The sequence below is a fragment of the Mesorhizobium sp. B2-3-10 genome (assembly GCF_006442275.1).
Taxonomy (GTDB): domain Bacteria; phylum Pseudomonadota; class Alphaproteobacteria; order Rhizobiales; family Rhizobiaceae; genus Mesorhizobium; species Mesorhizobium australicum.
Genome location: NZ_VFVT01000001.1, coordinates 157,440 through 172,616 on the forward strand (window position 1 = coordinate 157,440; position 15,177 = coordinate 172,616).

Sequence of the window (15,177 nt, forward strand, 5' to 3'; positions counted from 1 at the left end):
CCTCCCTTACTTGTCCAGGTTCTTGCCGACGGCGCGCATGGCGAAGAAGGCGACGATGTTGGCGAGAATGACGGCGATCACACCGCCCGCGGATGCCTGGCCGATTTTGAATTCCAGCAACGCCTTCTGGTAGACGAGGAAGGGCAGGTTGGTGGAGGCGTATCCAGGGCCGCCATTGGTGGTGACCAGGATCTCGGCGTAGACCGAGAGCAGGAAGATCGTCTGGATCAGGATGACGACGGTGATCGCCCGCGACATGTGCGGCAGCGTCAGATAGATGAAGCGGCTGATGAAGCCGGCGCCGTCCATCTCGGCGGCTTCCTTCTGCTCGCCGTCGAGCGACTGCAGCGCGGTCAAGAGGATCAATGTCGCGAAAGGCAGCCACTGCCAGGCGACGATGATGATGATCGCCGTCATCGGATGCTGGCCGAACCAGTCGATCGGCTGTGCTCCGAAGAAGCGCGCTATGTCGGCGAACACGCCATATTGCGGGTGCATGATCATGTTCTTCCACACCAATGCGGCCACCGGCGGCATGACGAAGAACGGCGAGATGACGAGGATGCGCACGATCCCCTGGCCCCACATCGGCTGATCGATGAGCAACGCCAGCAGGATGCCGCCGATCACCGTGATCAGCAGCACGCTGACCACCAGGACAAGCGTGTTGAGGATCGACTGCAGGAAGGCCGGATTGGAATAGAACAGCGCGTAGTTGGATAAGCCGACGAACCCGTCGCGCATTGGGTTGAGCGGATTGTACTGCTGGAAGGAGAACCAGATCGTGATGACCAGCGGCACGATCATCCAGACGAACAGCAGCACCACGGAAGGCGCCATCATGAATCGGGCAAGCGAACGGGTCTGCTGAGTAGCCATGACGGTCACCCTTCAAGGATCAGGCTGAATTTTCACAGGCTCTGGAAAGGCGGCCGCCCGAACTGGGTTTCGGGCGGCCGGTGCCGGTCGAGGAGGTGACCGGCGTTCGGCACCGGGAGGAGCCTTACTTGATGTAGCCGCCCTCGGTCATCGCCGCGGTGGAGGCGTCCTGGGCCTGCTTCAGCGCATCGTCGACGCTCGACTGGCCGGCAAGAGCCGCCGAGAAGAGCTGGCCGACGGTGGTGCCAAGCCCCTGGAATTCAGGGATGGCGACGAACTGCACGCCGACATAAGGCACCGGCTTGACGGTCGGATGCGTCGGGTCGGCGGCATTGATGGAGTCCAGCGTCATCTTGGCGAACGGAGCCGCCTTCTGGTACTCGGGGTTGGCGTAGAGCGAGGAACGCGTGCCCGGAGGCACGTTTGCCCAGCCTTCCTTCGACGCGACGAGCTCGGCATAGTGCTTGCTGGTCGCCCAGGAGACGAACTTCTCGGCGGCGTCGGCCTTCTGCGTGCCGGCCGGAATGGCCAGCGACCACGCCCATAGCCAGTTGCCGCGCTTGCCCAAGCCATTATCCGGCGCGAGGGCATAGCCGACCTTGTCGGCGACGGTGGAGTTCTTCGGGTCGGAGACGAAGGAGGCGGCGACGGTGGCGTCGATCCACATGCCGCACTTGCCCTGCTGGAAGAGCGCCAGGTTCTCGTTGAAGCCGTTGGACGAGGCGCCCTCGGGACCGTCGGCCTTCATCAGGTCGACATAGAACTGCAGCGTCTTCTTCCATTCCGGCTGGTCGAACTGCGGCTTCCAGTTCTCGTCGAACCAGCGGGCGCCGAAGGAGTTCGACATGGCGGTCAGGAAAGCCATGTTCTCGCCCCAGCCGGCCTTGCCGCGCAGGCAGACGCCGTTCACGCCATTGGCGCGGTCGGTCATCTTGTCGGCCGCCTGCTTGATGAAATCCCAGGTCGGGGCGTCGGGCATTTTCAGCCCAGCCTTTTCCATCAGGTCCTTGCGGTACATGACGAAGGAGCTCTCGCCGTAGAAGGGCGCGGCATAGAGCTTGCCATCGACCGAAAGGCCGCCGGCGATGGCCGGGATGATGTCCTTGGCGTCATAGTCGTCGCCGAGCTTGTCGAGCGGCAGGAGCCAGCTCTGCTTGGCCCAGATCGGAACCTCGTAGGTGCCGATGGTCATCACGTCATATTGGCCACCCTTGGTGGCGATGTCGGTGGTGACGCGCTCGCGCAGCACGTTCTCTTCGAGCGTGACCCAGTTGAGCTGGATGTCGGGGTTAGCCTTGGTGAAGTCGTCGGTCAGCTTCTGCATGCGGACCATATCGCCATTGTTGACGGTGGCGATGGTGATGGATTCGGCGTGTGCGGCGAACGCAAGCGTGCTGGCCGACAACAAGCCCAGGGTGAGCGTGCGAAGTTTCATCAAATTCCTCCCATAAACCAAGTTGAGCATTTGCCTTGGTTGTGAGCAATTACTCACTTAGTCTTAATTATGTCAAGCCGGATTCGATGCTGCAGCGCAGCACACGACCGGCGAATGGGACGGAGGTTCGGCGACAGGGCTCGGATTGCCGCCGTCTGGAGTCCAGGCGGCGGGGCCAAAGCCTCTCGAACGGGATGTGGTTTGTTGCCCCGGTCTGACGTCGGCTTATATGCCGGTCAGCAGGCGATCTCGGCCAGCAGCCAGTCGCGGAAGGCGCGGATCTTGGGCACGTTGCGGCGCGCCTCGGGGTAGACCAGCCAGTAGGCGTGCCCGTCGTCGCCGACCAGCTCGAATGGCTGGATCAGCCGGCCGTCGGCGAGTTCGGCCTTGAACAGCGCCCGGGTCAGGATCGCCACGCCATGGCCCGATATGGCCGCGTTGGCTTCATAGGCCTGCGCGCCCATGCTGCTGCCGGGCCGCCTGGCAAGGTCGTGGCTGTGCACGCCGGCGGCCTCGAACCATTGCGTCCACCAGATATCGCTGGGATCGAGGATCGGCAGCTTGAGCAGGTCGGCCGGTTCGTTGATGCCGCCGATGCTCGCAGCGAGCTTCGGGCTCAGCATGGGCGTGAAATCGGCATCGAGCAGCTTGTGGGCTTCCAGCCCCGGCCATTTGCCGCCGCCAGAACGAATGGCGAGGTCGACATCCTCGCGGGCGAAATCCGTCAGCCGGCTCGACGTGTCGAGCCGCACGGCAAGCGAGGGATGCGCGATCTGGAATGCGCCCAGATGGTGCGCCAGCCAGTTCGAGGCAAAAGTCAGCACCGTGGTGACGCACAACAACCCGTCCGCCCCGCCGCGCGCGGCGGCATAGGCCTGGCTAAGAATGGCAAAGGCCTCGCTGACCGCCGGCGCCAGGCGCTGGCCGGCTTCGGTCAGTTCGATCTGCCGCGGCCGGCGCAGGAACAGCGGAGCGCCGACGCGCTCCTCCAGCACCTTGATTTGATAGCTGACCGCCGCTTGCGTCATGGCGAGTTCGCCGGCGGCCTTGGTGAAGGAAAGATGCCGCGCCACCGCCTCGAACACCCGGATCGCCTGTAACGGCGGCAGCTGCGAAACCTGCGGCGCGCTGAGATCAGGCATAAAGCCTCCTTATGGATCGTTATCGACGTTCGATTGGCAAAAGCGGCCGGCAAGGCCGACATTCATCCTCAACCCGTCATTCGGGTTCAGGATAACGAAGGTTGACGATCATGACCATGGCGCAGCAAAAATGCACTCCCGCCCCCGATCATCGCTGGATTTCGTGGCTTGCGGACGGATTCGGCTGGTTCGCGACCCGAAAAAGGGCGCATCTCGACGTCAGGGACCTGTCGCCGCATCTGCAGCGCGACCTCGGTTTCCTCGATGGCAACGACCCTTTCGGCCGGCACCAATAGCCTTGCTGGCTTTATCGCGAAGCCGTCAGATACTGGCTAGCAGGGCGGCCGCCGTCCGCTCGTCGGTGATGAGCCCGTTGACCAGCCGTCGGTTGACCGCCGCCAGGATGCCGGGCAGCTTGCGCTCCCCCATGGCGAGCGCGATCACCAGCGACTTCTCCCGCGACGGCAGCGCCGCCGACGACACCCGGTCATTGGTGATGCCGTCGATCATGCGGCCCTCGCGGTCGAACACCCAGCCAACGATTTCAGCGACGCCGCCGGCCTTCTGCAAGGCTTTCAGTTCGCTTTCGGAAATGAAGCCATCCTCGTAGAGCGGCGCCTTCGGGCCGAGGTCGCCGATACCGATGAAGGTGACGTCGGCCTCCGCCGCAAGCACCAGTGTCGGCTGGATCATCGGCTGGTTGAGCAGCATCTCGCGCTCCTGCGGCGAAGAGGCGATGACCGGCAGCGGCATCGGGAAGGACCGCGCCTTGACCCTGTCGGCCATGGTGAAGATGACGTTGTAGAAGGCAGCGGACCCGTCCGGCGAGATGTTGCCGGTCAAGGACACCACCTTGTGCTGCGGGCATTCCATCGGCGGCAATTGTTCGATCGCCGCCTTCAGCGTCCGTCCGGTGCCGATGCCCATGACGATCGGCGTCGGCGACCGCAGCCGCCGCTCGATCTCGGCGGCCGCCGCTTCGGCGATGCCGATGGTGGTGGAGGATGAATTGGGGTCGCTCGGCACCACCTCGACCAGGTCGAGCGCGAAGCGCGATTTCAGCCGTGCGGCGAGATCCAGGCAGTTGGCGATCGGATGATCGACGCGGACCTTGATCAGGCCTTCCGACACCGCCAGCGACACCAGACGCTGCGCCGTCTGCCTCGATATGCCGAGCGTGGCGGCGATCTGGTCCTGTGTGTTGCCGGCAACATAATAGAGCCAGCCGGCGCGCGCCGCGTCGTCCAGCCTGTTGCTGCCGCCATCCTGCCGGGTATTCACGTCCTGCCTCCCCAAACCGCCGATCATCAGGCGGTCGTATCATTTTCGCAGGGAATGACCGCCTGCGCAATTGTCAATCTCAAGAGCAAATGCTTGCGCCGAAGCAGCGGTGATTTCTCCGCCGACATCCTATCGGAGAAAGCGCCACAGGTCCGTTTCTCCATCTGAAGGCATGTTCAATGGCCGCCAAAGGTTTATCTCGCGGCGCAAACCCTTTAAGGGATCGAAAAAAGGAGCGCTGCATGACACCGAAGGCGGTTTTCTGGGACATGGACGGGACGCTGGTCGACAGCGAACCGCTGCATGAGGCAGCCCTCATCGCAGCGATGCGCAATGCCGGCCTCACGCCTCCGGCCGATCTGCACGAACGCGTGCTCGGCGTCGCCGCCTGGCCGGTCTACGAAATGATGCGCGACGAGTTCGGGCTGCAACTGCCCTTCGACGAATGGATCGTTCACAAATACGAGCATTACCTGCCGCTGGTCGAGGGGCTGAAGCCGCGCCCAGGCGCCATCGAGATCTTCAAGGAGTTGCGCGCGCTCGGCGTGCAGCAGGCGGTGGTCTCAAACTCGGATCGGATGATCGTCGACGCCAATCTGCATATGGTCGGGCTGACCTACCCCGGCATGAAGACGATCAGCCGCAACGATGTGCGGGAAGGCAAGCCGCACGCGGAGCCTTTCCTTCGCGCCGCCTATCTGGCAGACGTCGATCCCGCGCACGCCGTCGCGGTCGACGACAGCTGGCCGGGCGCCATGGCGGGCCTGGCGGCGGGAATGAAGACGATCTTCTGGCCTGAAAAGCCGATGGAAGGACCGCCCGGCGCCATTGTCATCAACAGCGCCGGGGAATTGCGGGCTCAGCTCGGACTGTAGCGTTCAGTTCCGGTACACCGGCTCCTGCTCGTCGAGGATCGCCTTCAACTCGGCGAGATGACGTTCGGCCTGGCCGGGATAGTTGTCCATCTCGCTCGCCGCCTTCTCGGCGATCGCGTCGGACAGGGTGCGCAGCGGCCGGCCCGTCCACAGGGCCTTGATGTAGGTCTCGGCGGCACGCTCGAAATAGAACATGCGGTTGAAGGCGTCGGCGACGGTGTCGCCGATGACCAGCACGCCATGGTTGCCCATCACCATCACCTTGACCTTGGGGTCGGCGAGAAGCTGCGAGCAGCGCTCGCCCTCTTCCTCGAAGGCCAGTCCGCCATAATGGGCGTCGACGACGTGACGGTTGAAGAACATCGCCGAATTCTGGTCGATCGGCGGCAGCGTCGAGTCGGCAAGCGAGGCCAGCACGGTGGCGTGGATCGAATGGACGTGCATGACGCAGCGCGCGTGCGGCACGTTGCGATGGACGGCGCCGTGCAGGCCCCATGCCGTGGGGTCGGGTGCATTCGGCCCGGAAAGCGTCTCGGGGTCGTTGGCGTCGATCTCGATCAGGTCGCTCGCCTTGATGCGCGAGAAATGCACCTGGTTCGGGTTCATCAGGAACCTGGTGCCGTCGTCGTTGACCGCCAGCGAGAAATGGTTGGCCACCGCCTCATGCATGTTGAGCCGCGCCGTCCAGCGGAAGGCGCAGGCGAGATCGACGCGCTCTTCGTAGAAGGGCAGGTTGGTGAGCGTTTCCTTCTGCAGGCGGGCGATGCTCATCGAAAATATCCTCCGGTTTGGCCCAGAATGCCGCGCGCCGCTGGTGCCCGCAACCGCTTTCGCTTGGTGCAGAAGGCCAGTTATGCCGCGGTGCTTGCGGCGCCAACGGTTCGCAGTCCGCCGTGCTCGATGATGAAATCGATTACCTCCCGCAGGCCCTTGCCGCGCGAAAGATCGGTGAAGCCGAACGGCCGCTTGCCGCGCATGCGGCCGGCGTCGCTCTCCATGACGTCGAGATTGACGTTCACATAGGGCGCAAGATCGCTCTTGTTGATGACCAGGAAATCGGACCGCGTGATCGCCGGGCCGCCTTTGCGCGGGATTTCTTCGCCCTGGCAGACCGAGATGACGTACAGCGTGAGATCCGCAAGGTCCGGCGAGAAGGTGGCGGCAAGGTTGTCGCCACCGGATTCGATGAAGATGATGTCGAGGTCGGGAAATTTGCGGTTGAGCTCGGCGATCGCCTGCAGATTGATCGAGGCATCCTCACGGATGGCGGTGTGCGGGCAGCCGCCGGTCTCGACGCCGACGATGCGGTCCTCCGGCAGCGCCTGCAGCCGGGCCAGCATCATGGCGTCCTCCCTGGTGTAGATGTCGTTGGTGACGACGGCGATGGAGAACTCGTCGCGCAGCGCCTTGCAGAGTTTTTCGGTGAGCGTCGTCTTGCCGGAACCGACGGGGCCGCCAATGCCGATACGAAGGGGGCCGTTGGGTTGTGTCATGTCGGAAGCTCCGTGATGGCAAGGACTGCGAAGCCGAGCCCGATCAACAGGCAGAGCGGCGAATAGAAACTGGAATCGAGCCGAGCGAAAGGCTGTTGCGGCGCCAGCCGGCGCCACCAGGGCGTGAAACCGGCAATGCCGCGCCCCAGGAACACCAGTCCGATCAGCATCGCGGTGGCCGCGAGGCCCTGCTTGGGAAACGGCGAGGCAAAGAAACCGATGAGCGCCAGCGGCCACAGCGTTGCCAGGCCGAGGCAGGCGGCAACGGCGAAACTGGCGAACGGCGTCGGCATTTCGTTGACGCCGCGAAAGCCGACGACAGCGTGGGCGCAGGACGCCGCGTCCCTGCCCGGCCAGACGCCGCCTATGCCCCAATAGACATGCAGTGCCGTGATCAGCAGCAGGACGAAGGAGAGGACGAAGGCGAGGAGGATCATGAACGGAACAGCCGCGAATACTGGGTTTCGTGCCTCATCGCCATGACGTCGGAGACGAAGGCGCAGCCGCCGAGGTCGTCCAATGTCGAGCGGGACGCGCGGGCAGCGGTCGAGAGCGCCAGCGGCTCGAAACCCGCGAGCAGCGTCATCGCCTCGTTCTGGCCGATCATGCCGAGCCGGATCGCGGCCTGGACGAGGTTGGAGAAGAAGGCTTGCGCGAAGGCGCACAGCGCGTCCTCAAGAGCGATGCCGTTGCCGCCGGCCACGGCTCCGACGGCCACGCAATAGGCGCAATCGGCCGGCAAGCGCTCCAGCACGGCAGTGGGCCAGGCGGCGGCTGCTTTGAGGAAGGCCGCGCCTTGCAGCATGGTCTCGGCGTGGCGTTCGCGCGAGCCGGCCAGTGCCTCGGCCAGTGCGGCAACCTCGGCCAGATCGCCACCTTCACGGGCGCGGCGCCAGCTTTCGGCGAACAGCACGGCATCGTTCCAGCCCGAGCCCATCTCGACCAGCGTCTCCAGCCAGCCGGCTAGGCCGGCGGCATTGGTCACCAGCCCATCATGCACCGCGCGCTCGAGGCCATGGCTGTAGGCAAAGCCGCCGACCGGAAAGGCCGGCGACAGCCACGCCATCAGCCGCAGCAGGGCGATGTTCGAAGGCTGGTCAATCATGATCGTGATGGTGATGGTCGTGCGAATGCGCATGGCTGTGTGAATGCGCTTCGCCGTGGCTATGGCTGTGCGCTTCGGCATGGGCATGCGCATGGCCGTGATCATGCCCGCCGGAATAGGCGCCGCGCACCGGTTTGAACGGCTCGGAGACGTCGCGCACCGTGGCGCCTAGCCCCTCCAGCATCGCCTTGATGACGTGGTCGCGCAGGATGAGGATACGGTGCGCCTCGATGCCTGCGGCGAGATGGCGGTTGCCGATATGCCAGGCGAGTTCGGCGAGATGCACGGCGTCGCGGGCGCGGATGTCATAGACCTCTTCGGGCGCCGCGATGATCTCGATATGGCCGCCATCCTCCAGCACCAGCCGGTCGCCATCGTTCAGGGCGACAGGCTCGGGCAGGTCGACCAGCACCTTGCCGCCGTCGGCAAGTTCGATGGCGCGGCGGCGCAGATGCCGCTCGTCATGGGCGAGAACGGCACGGCCGGACGGCGCGGTGGTTGCGGCCGTGCCGGCGGGCAATACGGAGACGGCGCGCGGGAATTTGGTGAAGTCGGTGTTGAGGTTGAGTTTCATTTCATGGCTCCGCCATTTGCCTGCGCCCGGGTCCGGGCCGGCCGCGCCAGAACGCGATCGAAATAGGCATTGACGCGCTCGGAGTCGAGCGGGAAACGGCCGGCACGCGCCCAGCCGCCCATGTCGCCGAGCAGCACGTCGACGGCGGAAAACCGGTCGCCGAGCGCGAACGGCTTGTCGCCGAGCCGGCGCTCCAGCGCCTTGACCTCCGCGGCGAAGTCAAAGGCCGCGGCAGGACCGACATCGACCCGCACTTCCCTGGGCAGGAGGAAACGGTGGCGCAATTTGTTCCACAGCGGCGCCTCGAACTCGCTCTGGGCAAAATGCATCCAGGAATCCATTTCGGCGCGGCCTGCGAGACCGGGATTGGCGCCCATGCCTTTATCGGCGTGCTTGTCGGCGAGATAGACGCAGATCGCCGCCGAATCCGTCACCGTCAATTCACCGTCTATGAGGATCGGCACCTTGCCCGAGGGATTGAGCGCATAGGCTTCGGGCGAGCGCAGCTTGACCTCGACGAACTCATAGGGCTGGCCGAGTTCCTCCAGCATCCAGAGGACGCGACTGACCCGGGATCCGCGCGATCCGACGGCCTTGTACATCGTTGAACCCTGCCTTTCCCGAGCAGCCTAGTGCATCCGCGGCCGTCATACGATCGTGTCGAAGAGCCGCAGGATGAACGATATCTGGTAGATCAGCGCCGCCGCGACGAAGGCGATGTGGAACCGGCGGTCGCGCACCAGGATCGCGACGACGCACAGCACGACGAAGACCGGCGTGCGGAACAGATACTCGCTGCCGAAGCGGGCGAAATGCTCAGGCCCCTTCAGCAAAGTGTCGACCACGTCGAGCAGGTAGGTCGCCGCCAGCAGGCCGAAGAACCAGGCGCGGCGCGAATAGAAGAAATCCTCGTAGCTGGTGTAGTCCAGCATCGAATCCGGAAACAGCAGCGCGCAGAGCAGGAACAGGGTGATCGCGTAGAAAATGATGAACAGGTACTTGCCGAAGGTCCAGGTTTCGATGGTGTAGAGGCCGAACTCCCACCACCAGAAATGCACCAGCATCAACAGCACCGAGGCGACCCAGGCCAGATGCACGGGGTAGAGACGGTATTGGCCGGGATGCTGCACAATGCGCGCCACCCCCGACAGCAGGCGCGCGACGCCAAGCCCGATCACCATGCCCATGACGATGCGAATATGCGGGAAAATGTCGTGGGCGGAGGCTATTTGCTGGTCCATAGGTAGCTGATAATGCTCTCGATGCTATGAAAAAGCTCTAGCGGACCACGTGGTGCTATTCGCGAATAAGCTGATCCGATGACCACGGCGTGCCGGGAAAATAGTCATGGTCGAGAATTTCCCTGATCGAATACGGACAGTCCGCGGGGAAATTGCCCTCCCTCAGGCCGGTCTCGTCCGCCGCCTTCAATCTCGCTATTTTGAATTCTCGTCCGAGCCGCTGTCCCGGATAGGCTTTCAAGCTAGGGCTTTCATCGAGCAGATCTTCGATCTGAAATCGCTGCTCGCGGATGGTCAGCAACCATCCAGTTTTGCGCCTTTCCGGCTGAAATTCCCATTTGAGCAAATGCAGGAGCAAGGTGCCAAGTCTACTCGCAATTTCTCTTTTGTCGCTCCGCCCCAAGCTCTCGATCTCCTCCGCCAGGTTATCGCGATCGAGGTCTGAGAGGCGACCTTCGCGCAACAGCGCGCCTTGCTCGGCGCACCACTGAGCATAATCGGCCTCATAGGGCGTCAATTGCTGTTTTCGAAAAATCTTGTTCATTTAAGTGATATTGCTCTCAAAGCACGTAATTTCCAAGCCAGACGGAAAAGGTAGACCGTTATCCGAACCCTTCGGCGCAACATTCCGCTGCCGCAGTTGACGAAGCGCATGCGCTTTCATGGCAGTTCATTGCCCATTCATGAATTTCAGCGGAACGTCTCAAAACAGAAAGTACCTTTGCGCCATCGGCAGCACGGTCGCTGGTTCGCAGGTCAAGAGTTCGCCATCGGCGCGAACTTCGTAGGTTTCCGGATCGACCTCGATATGCGGCGTGGCGTCGTTGAGCACCATCGAGTGCTTGCCGATGCCGGCGCGCGTGTTTTCGACGGCGACGAACTGCTTGTCGACGCCGAGCCGGCCGTGCAAACCGGACTCGAGCGCGGCCTTCGAAACGAAGGTCACCGACGAACTGGTGCGGGCTTTGCCATAGGCGCCGAACATCGGCCGGTAGTGCATCGGCTGCGGCGTCGGGATCGACGCGTTGGGGTCGCCCATCGGGGCGGCCGCTATCATGCCGCCGATCAGCACCATGTCCGGCTTGACGCCGAAGAAGGCCGGGTTCCACAGCACGAGATCGGCGCGTTTGCCGACCTCGATCGAGCCGATGTCCTTCGACAGGCCGTGCGCGACGGCCGGATTGATGGTGTATTTGGCGATGTAGCGGCGGACGCGGAAATTGTCGTTGTCGCCCGTCTCCTGCGGCAATGACCCGCGCTGGCGCTTCATCTTGTCGGCCGTCTGCCAGGTGCGGATCGCCACCTCGCCGACGCGGCCCATGGCCTGGCTGTCCGACGAGATGATCGAGAAGGCGCCGATGTCGTGCAGGATGTCCTCGGCCGCGATGGTCTCCTTGCGGATGCGGCTTTCGGCAAAGGCGATGTCCTCGGGGATCGACGGCGACAGATGGTGGCAGACCATCAGCATGTCGAGATGCTCGGCGAGCGTGTTGACTGTGTAGGGCCGCGTCGGGTTTGTCGAGGACGGGATGACGTTGGGCAGGCCGCAGACCTTGATGATATCAGGCGCATGGCCGCCACCGGCGCCCTCGGTGTGGAAGGCATGGATGGTGCGGCCCTTGATCGCCGCCACCGTGTTCTCGACAAAGCCGCTCTCGTTGAGCGTGTCGGTGTGGATCATCACCTGCACGTCGTAATCGTCGGCCACAGACAGGCAGCAGTCGATCGCCGCCGGCGTCGTGCCCCAGTCCTCGTGCAGCTTGAGCGAGCAGGCGCCGCCCAGCACCATCTCCTCGAGCGCGGCCGGCAGCGAGGCATTGCCCTTGCCCGACAGGCCGATATTCATCGGGAAGGCGTCGAAGGACTGGATCATGCGTGCCATGTGCCACGGCCCCGGTGTGCAGGTCGTGGCCAGCGTGCCATGCGCCGGACCGGTCCCGCCGCCGAGCATGGTGGTGATGCCCGACATCAGCGCTTCCTCGATCTGCTGCGGGCAGATGAAGTGGATATGCGCGTCGAAGCCGCCCGGGGTCAGGATCTTGCCCTCGCCGGCGATAATTTCCGTGCCGGGGCCGATGATGATGGTGACGCCGTCCTGCGTATCCGGATTGCCGGCCTTGCCGATGGCCGCGATGCGGCCATCCCTCAAGCCTATATCGGCCTTGAAGATGCCGGCGCTGGCATCGATCACAAGCGCATTGGTGATGACGGTGTCGACCGCACCTTGGGCACGGGAAACCTGGCTCTGACCCATGCCGTCGCGAATGACCTTGCCGCCGCCGAATTTCACCTCCTCGCCATGGATGGTGAAATCCTTCTCGACCTCGATGAAGAGTTCGGTGTCGGCTAGCCGCACCTTGTCGCCGACCGTCGGGCCATACATCTGGGCGTAGGCGGCACGCGTTAGTCTGGCCATCAGCGGTTGCTCCCGAAATGCGGTGTTGGTGAAGCCGGGCTGCACATTGCCGCCCTCCAATGGTCACGCAATGACCCGCTGGGCGACACCTTCCGGACCCATTTGGCGGTTGAGGTTGAAGGGTCACCCCAAAACGACCGTTTGCCAAATCGATGGAAGGAAAATCCATGCGCAAAACGACAATTCTTGCAGCCGCCGCCAGCCTGATGCTGGCGGGTGCCGCCAGCGCCCAGCAGCAGCCCGCGCAACAGCCCGCCCCGACTACGCCGGCTCCAGCCGCGCCCGGCGGTCAGCAGGCCGCGCCGGCGATCCAGAGCGTCAACGTGATCGACATCAGCGAGTTGCCGAAGGACACCCAGACGCAGGTCAACCAGGTCATCGCCCAACGTGGCGATGCCGGCCTGCAGAAATTGCGCAGTTCGATCGATGCCACCCCCAAGGTGAAATCCGCCCTCCAGGCCAAGGGCATGACGTCGGCCCAGGTGGTCGCGGCCAGCATGGAGCCGAACGGCGCGCTGACCCTGATCACCAAGAAAGCCAGCTGACGAACCGGCGCGGCGGGCCGGTATCCGGTCCGCCCACCGAACCGGAGAGGGAACCGTGACAGGGCTGGGGACGTTTCGTTTCAAAGGCCTTGAAGCAAACTGCGAAAGCGAACGATGACCCTCACCACCCTGCCCGATCCCCGATGCCATGCGCGATGGTTGCATGTCATTGCCGCGGCTGCGTTTCTGGCGGCGAGTGTCCCGCGGGCGGCGCTCAACGCGCAGGGCCTGGAAAGTCCCGAGACCGTCGACCGCATCGTCGGATCGCAAGTCAACCAGGAAGAGGCCAAGACGACCGCTGAAATCGGAAAAGTCAGTTCGGCGATCGACCGCACGCGCGAAAACATCAGCACGGTGCGCAAGACGTCCAAGCTCGACAAGGTCGATATCGTGTTCCTCACCGACGCGGCGCGCAGCGAAGGCGGCCCGCCGCCAGCCATCGAGAACAAGGTTCGGCAGCATCAGGACGATGTCACTGAGCTGCGCAAGGAGATCGAGGCCAACGCCCTGCTTTTCAATGCCCTCGATTCGCGGCGCGTCCTTGCACAGGACGTTCTCGCCGTGGAGTTCGACGATCCGGGAAAGATCGTCATCTATGCGGCCGCCAAGCCCTCGGGCTGAGCCCCACGCAGCGCTTGCGCGCGCTGGCCTTGCCGGCCACGCATAAGAAGCCCTCACAGCTTGCCCATCACCTTCTGCTGGAAGCCATGGATTTCACGCTTGCCGCCAAGCGGCACCAGCGTGACGTCCCGTTCCTGCCCCGGCTCGAAGCGCGTTGCGGTGCCGGCGGCGATGTCGAGGCGCATGCCGCGCGCCCGTTCACGATCGAATTTCAGCGCCTCATTGGTTTCGTAGAAATGATAGTGGCTGCCGACCTGGACCGGTCGGTCGCCACTGTTGGCCACTTTCAGGATGACGGTCGGCAGACCCTTGTTGAGCTCGATGTCGCCTTGAACGGGGATGATTTCGCCTGGGATCATGGGACCTCACACGACGCCGAAGGCAAGGCCGATGCCGATCGCCGCGCAGGCGGCGCCCGTGATGCGGGCCACGCCGCGGGACCTCATGCCGAGGCCAAGCCCGACGGCGATGCCGACGGCATGGAGCAGCACGGTGGCGACGGCAAAACCGGCCATATATTCGAGGCCGCCGGCATTTTCCGGCACGTCCGTGCCATGGGCATGGCCGTGCAACAGCGCGAACAGGCCGATGATGGCGACACCGGCCGAAACAGGCAGATCGACCGCCAGCGCCACCAGCAGGCCGAGCGCCACGACGGAGGCCAGTATACCCGGCTCGACGAAGGGCAGCGGCACATAGGCCATGCCCAGGGCCGCGCCACCCAGCATGACGCCGACGAACGCCGCCGGCCAGACCCAGATCGCCTTGCCGCCCTTGAGGGCCGCCCACAGACCGACGGCGAGCATCGCCGTCATGTGGTCGAGGCCCGACAACGGATGCGTGAAGCCGGCCATGGCGGAGGAGGTCGTGCCGATGCCGACATGGGCGTAGGCAGGCATGGCCGCCGCCACGAGCAGGATCGCCGAGAGGCACAGGCGTTTGACAGGGATCATTTTACTTGCCTTTCGTTTTGCGGTGTCACGCGGCCTTGCGGGGGCCGCAGCCCTCGGCCTTGAGCACGCGTTTGGTCGAAGCCGGATGTTTCTTCAGCATCGCGGCGGGGCGGATCGGCCGGGCCGTAAAATTGCCGCCGCAGTTCGGGCAGACGCCGCCAAGCACGCTTTCGACGCAGCCGGCGCAAAAGGTGCACTCGAAGGTGCAGATCCGCGCATCCGTCGCTTCCGGCGGCAGGTCCTTGTCACAGCATTCACAGTTCGGGCGCAGTTCAAGCATGTCTGTCTCTCCTCACCGGATCGGTTCGTGCACGGTCACCAGCTTGGTGCCGTCGGGAAAGGTCGCTTCCACCTGTACGTCATGGATCATCTCGGCGATGCCTTCCATCACCTGAGCGCGGCTGACGACATGGGCGCCGGCCTCCATCAGCTCGGCCACCGGGCGGCCATCGCGGGCGCCCTCGACGACGAAATCGGTGATCAGCGCGATCGCTTCCGGATGATTGAGCTTGACGCCGCGCTCCAGCCGCTTGCGCGCCACGATCGCCGCCATGGCGATCAGCAGCTTGTCCTTTTCCCTTGGCGTCAGGTTCATGCGTCTTCCTGAAGTGATGCGG

The 15,177-nt window shown here is 63.9% G+C and carries 21 protein-coding genes; 4 read left to right on the forward strand and 17 right to left on the reverse strand.

The window, feature by feature from the left end:
• Window positions 1-6 precede the first annotated feature (6 nt).
• The 3 genes from FJ943_RS00790 to gcvA all read right to left on the reverse strand — a co-directional run bounded on the left by FJ943_RS00790 (window position 7) and on the right by gcvA (window position 3,456).
• Window positions 7-879, reverse strand: a complete 873-nt coding sequence (locus FJ943_RS00790; protein ID WP_015314490.1) for a sugar ABC transporter permease — start codon at window positions 877-879, stop codon at window positions 7-9.
• Window positions 880-1,003: 124 nt separating this feature from the next.
• Entirely contained in the window at window positions 1,004-2,314 is a 1,311-nt protein-coding gene (locus FJ943_RS00795) for a sugar ABC transporter substrate-binding protein (RefSeq protein WP_015314491.1), read from the reverse strand.
• Between the two features lie 236 nt (window positions 2,315-2,550).
• Complete coding sequence (gene gcvA, locus FJ943_RS00800; RefSeq protein WP_140719280.1) at window positions 2,551-3,456, reverse strand: transcriptional regulator GcvA; 906 nt, start codon at window positions 3,454-3,456, stop codon at window positions 2,551-2,553.
• 110 nt (window positions 3,457-3,566) lie between these two features.
• Here gcvA and FJ943_RS00805 point away from each other — a divergent pair, with 110 nt between their 5' ends.
• Entirely contained in the window at window positions 3,567-3,752 is a 186-nt protein-coding gene (locus FJ943_RS00805; protein WP_015314493.1) for a hypothetical protein, read from the forward strand.
• A 25-nt stretch (window positions 3,753-3,777) separates the two neighbouring features.
• Here the strand turns inward: FJ943_RS00805 and FJ943_RS00810 are convergent, their stop codons facing one another.
• Window positions 3,778-4,737, reverse strand: a complete 960-nt coding sequence (locus FJ943_RS00810) for a sugar-binding transcriptional regulator (protein ID WP_140615310.1) — start codon at window positions 4,735-4,737, stop codon at window positions 3,778-3,780.
• Between the two features lie 242 nt (window positions 4,738-4,979).
• On the opposite strand from FJ943_RS00810, the gene FJ943_RS00815 reads away from it, so the two are divergent.
• On the forward strand, window positions 4,980-5,612 hold the full coding sequence (locus tag FJ943_RS00815) for an HAD family phosphatase (RefSeq protein ID WP_015314495.1): 633 nt from the start codon (window positions 4,980-4,982) through the stop codon (window positions 5,610-5,612).
• A 3-nt stretch (window positions 5,613-5,615) separates the two neighbouring features.
• Here FJ943_RS00815 and FJ943_RS00820 read toward each other — a convergent pair whose 3' ends face one another.
• From FJ943_RS00820 to ureC, 9 genes are all read right to left on the reverse strand, one after another.
• Complete coding sequence (locus FJ943_RS00820; RefSeq protein WP_015314496.1) at window positions 5,616-6,383, reverse strand: class II aldolase and adducin N-terminal domain-containing protein; 768 nt, start codon at window positions 6,381-6,383, stop codon at window positions 5,616-5,618.
• An 80-nt stretch (window positions 6,384-6,463) separates the two neighbouring features.
• Window positions 6,464-7,105, reverse strand: coding sequence for an urease accessory protein UreG (gene ureG / locus FJ943_RS00825; protein WP_015314497.1), 642 nt, complete (start codon window positions 7,103-7,105; stop codon window positions 6,464-6,466).
• Window positions 7,102-7,542: a DUF3995 domain-containing protein gene (locus FJ943_RS00830; RefSeq protein WP_140719281.1), complete on the reverse strand. Its 441-nt coding sequence runs from the start codon at window positions 7,540-7,542 to the stop codon at window positions 7,102-7,104. The genes ureG and FJ943_RS00830 overlap by 4 nt, the downstream gene beginning before the upstream one ends.
• Entirely contained in the window at window positions 7,539-8,210 is a 672-nt protein-coding gene (locus FJ943_RS00835; protein ID WP_140720334.1) for an urease accessory protein UreF, read from the reverse strand. The genes FJ943_RS00830 and FJ943_RS00835 overlap by 4 nt, the downstream gene beginning before the upstream one ends.
• Window positions 8,203-8,784, reverse strand: coding sequence for an urease accessory protein UreE (ureE, locus tag FJ943_RS00840; protein ID WP_140719283.1), 582 nt, complete (start codon window positions 8,782-8,784; stop codon window positions 8,203-8,205). Before ureE ends, FJ943_RS00835 begins: the two co-directional genes overlap by 8 nt.
• On the reverse strand, window positions 8,781-9,386 hold the full coding sequence (locus FJ943_RS00845; protein WP_140719285.1) for a glutathione S-transferase family protein: 606 nt from the start codon (window positions 9,384-9,386) through the stop codon (window positions 8,781-8,783). Before FJ943_RS00845 ends, ureE begins: the two co-directional genes overlap by 4 nt.
• A 45-nt stretch (window positions 9,387-9,431) precedes the next feature.
• Window positions 9,432-10,025, reverse strand: a complete 594-nt coding sequence (locus FJ943_RS00850; RefSeq protein ID WP_140711782.1) for a hypothetical protein — start codon at window positions 10,023-10,025, stop codon at window positions 9,432-9,434.
• A gap of 55 nt (window positions 10,026-10,080) precedes the next feature.
• The gene (locus tag FJ943_RS00855) at window positions 10,081-10,569 is read right to left on the reverse strand and encodes a DUF29 domain-containing protein (RefSeq protein WP_140719287.1); all 489 of its coding nucleotides are present in this window, start codon (window positions 10,567-10,569) and stop codon (window positions 10,081-10,083) included.
• Window positions 10,570-10,728: 159 nt separating this feature from the next.
• Window positions 10,729-12,444, reverse strand: coding sequence for an urease subunit alpha (ureC, locus tag FJ943_RS00860; RefSeq protein WP_181174502.1), 1,716 nt, complete (start codon window positions 12,442-12,444; stop codon window positions 10,729-10,731).
• Between the two features lie 164 nt (window positions 12,445-12,608).
• Between ureC and FJ943_RS00865 the strand changes: the two genes are divergently transcribed.
• Both FJ943_RS00865 and FJ943_RS00870 read left to right on the forward strand, forming a co-directional pair.
• The gene (locus FJ943_RS00865) at window positions 12,609-12,986 is read left to right on the forward strand and encodes a hypothetical protein (protein WP_015314505.1); all 378 of its coding nucleotides are present in this window, start codon (window positions 12,609-12,611) and stop codon (window positions 12,984-12,986) included.
• Window positions 12,987-13,100: 114 nt separating this feature from the next.
• A complete protein-coding gene (locus tag FJ943_RS00870) occupies window positions 13,101-13,607 on the forward strand; it encodes a hypothetical protein (RefSeq protein WP_140660195.1) in 507 nt (168 codons plus the stop codon).
• Between the two features lie 53 nt (window positions 13,608-13,660).
• On the opposite strand, the gene FJ943_RS00875 is transcribed toward FJ943_RS00870, so the two are convergent.
• The 4 genes from FJ943_RS00875 to FJ943_RS00890 are packed head-to-tail and all read right to left on the reverse strand — an operon-like array spanning window position 13,661 to window position 15,155.
• Window positions 13,661-13,966 (reverse strand): urease subunit beta, encoded by a 306-nt coding sequence (locus tag FJ943_RS00875; RefSeq protein WP_015314507.1) that lies wholly within the window; start codon window positions 13,964-13,966, stop codon window positions 13,661-13,663.
• Between the two features lie 6 nt (window positions 13,967-13,972).
• Entirely contained in the window at window positions 13,973-14,560 is a 588-nt protein-coding gene (locus FJ943_RS00880; protein WP_140719291.1) for a HupE/UreJ family protein, read from the reverse strand.
• A gap of 25 nt (window positions 14,561-14,585) precedes the next feature.
• A complete protein-coding gene (locus FJ943_RS00885; RefSeq protein WP_140660197.1) occupies window positions 14,586-14,840 on the reverse strand; it encodes a DUF1272 domain-containing protein in 255 nt (84 codons plus the stop codon).
• Window positions 14,841-14,852: 12 nt separating this feature from the next.
• Complete coding sequence (locus FJ943_RS00890; RefSeq protein WP_015314510.1) at window positions 14,853-15,155, reverse strand: urease subunit gamma; 303 nt, start codon at window positions 15,153-15,155, stop codon at window positions 14,853-14,855.
• Between the last annotated feature and the right edge of the window lie 22 nt (window positions 15,156-15,177).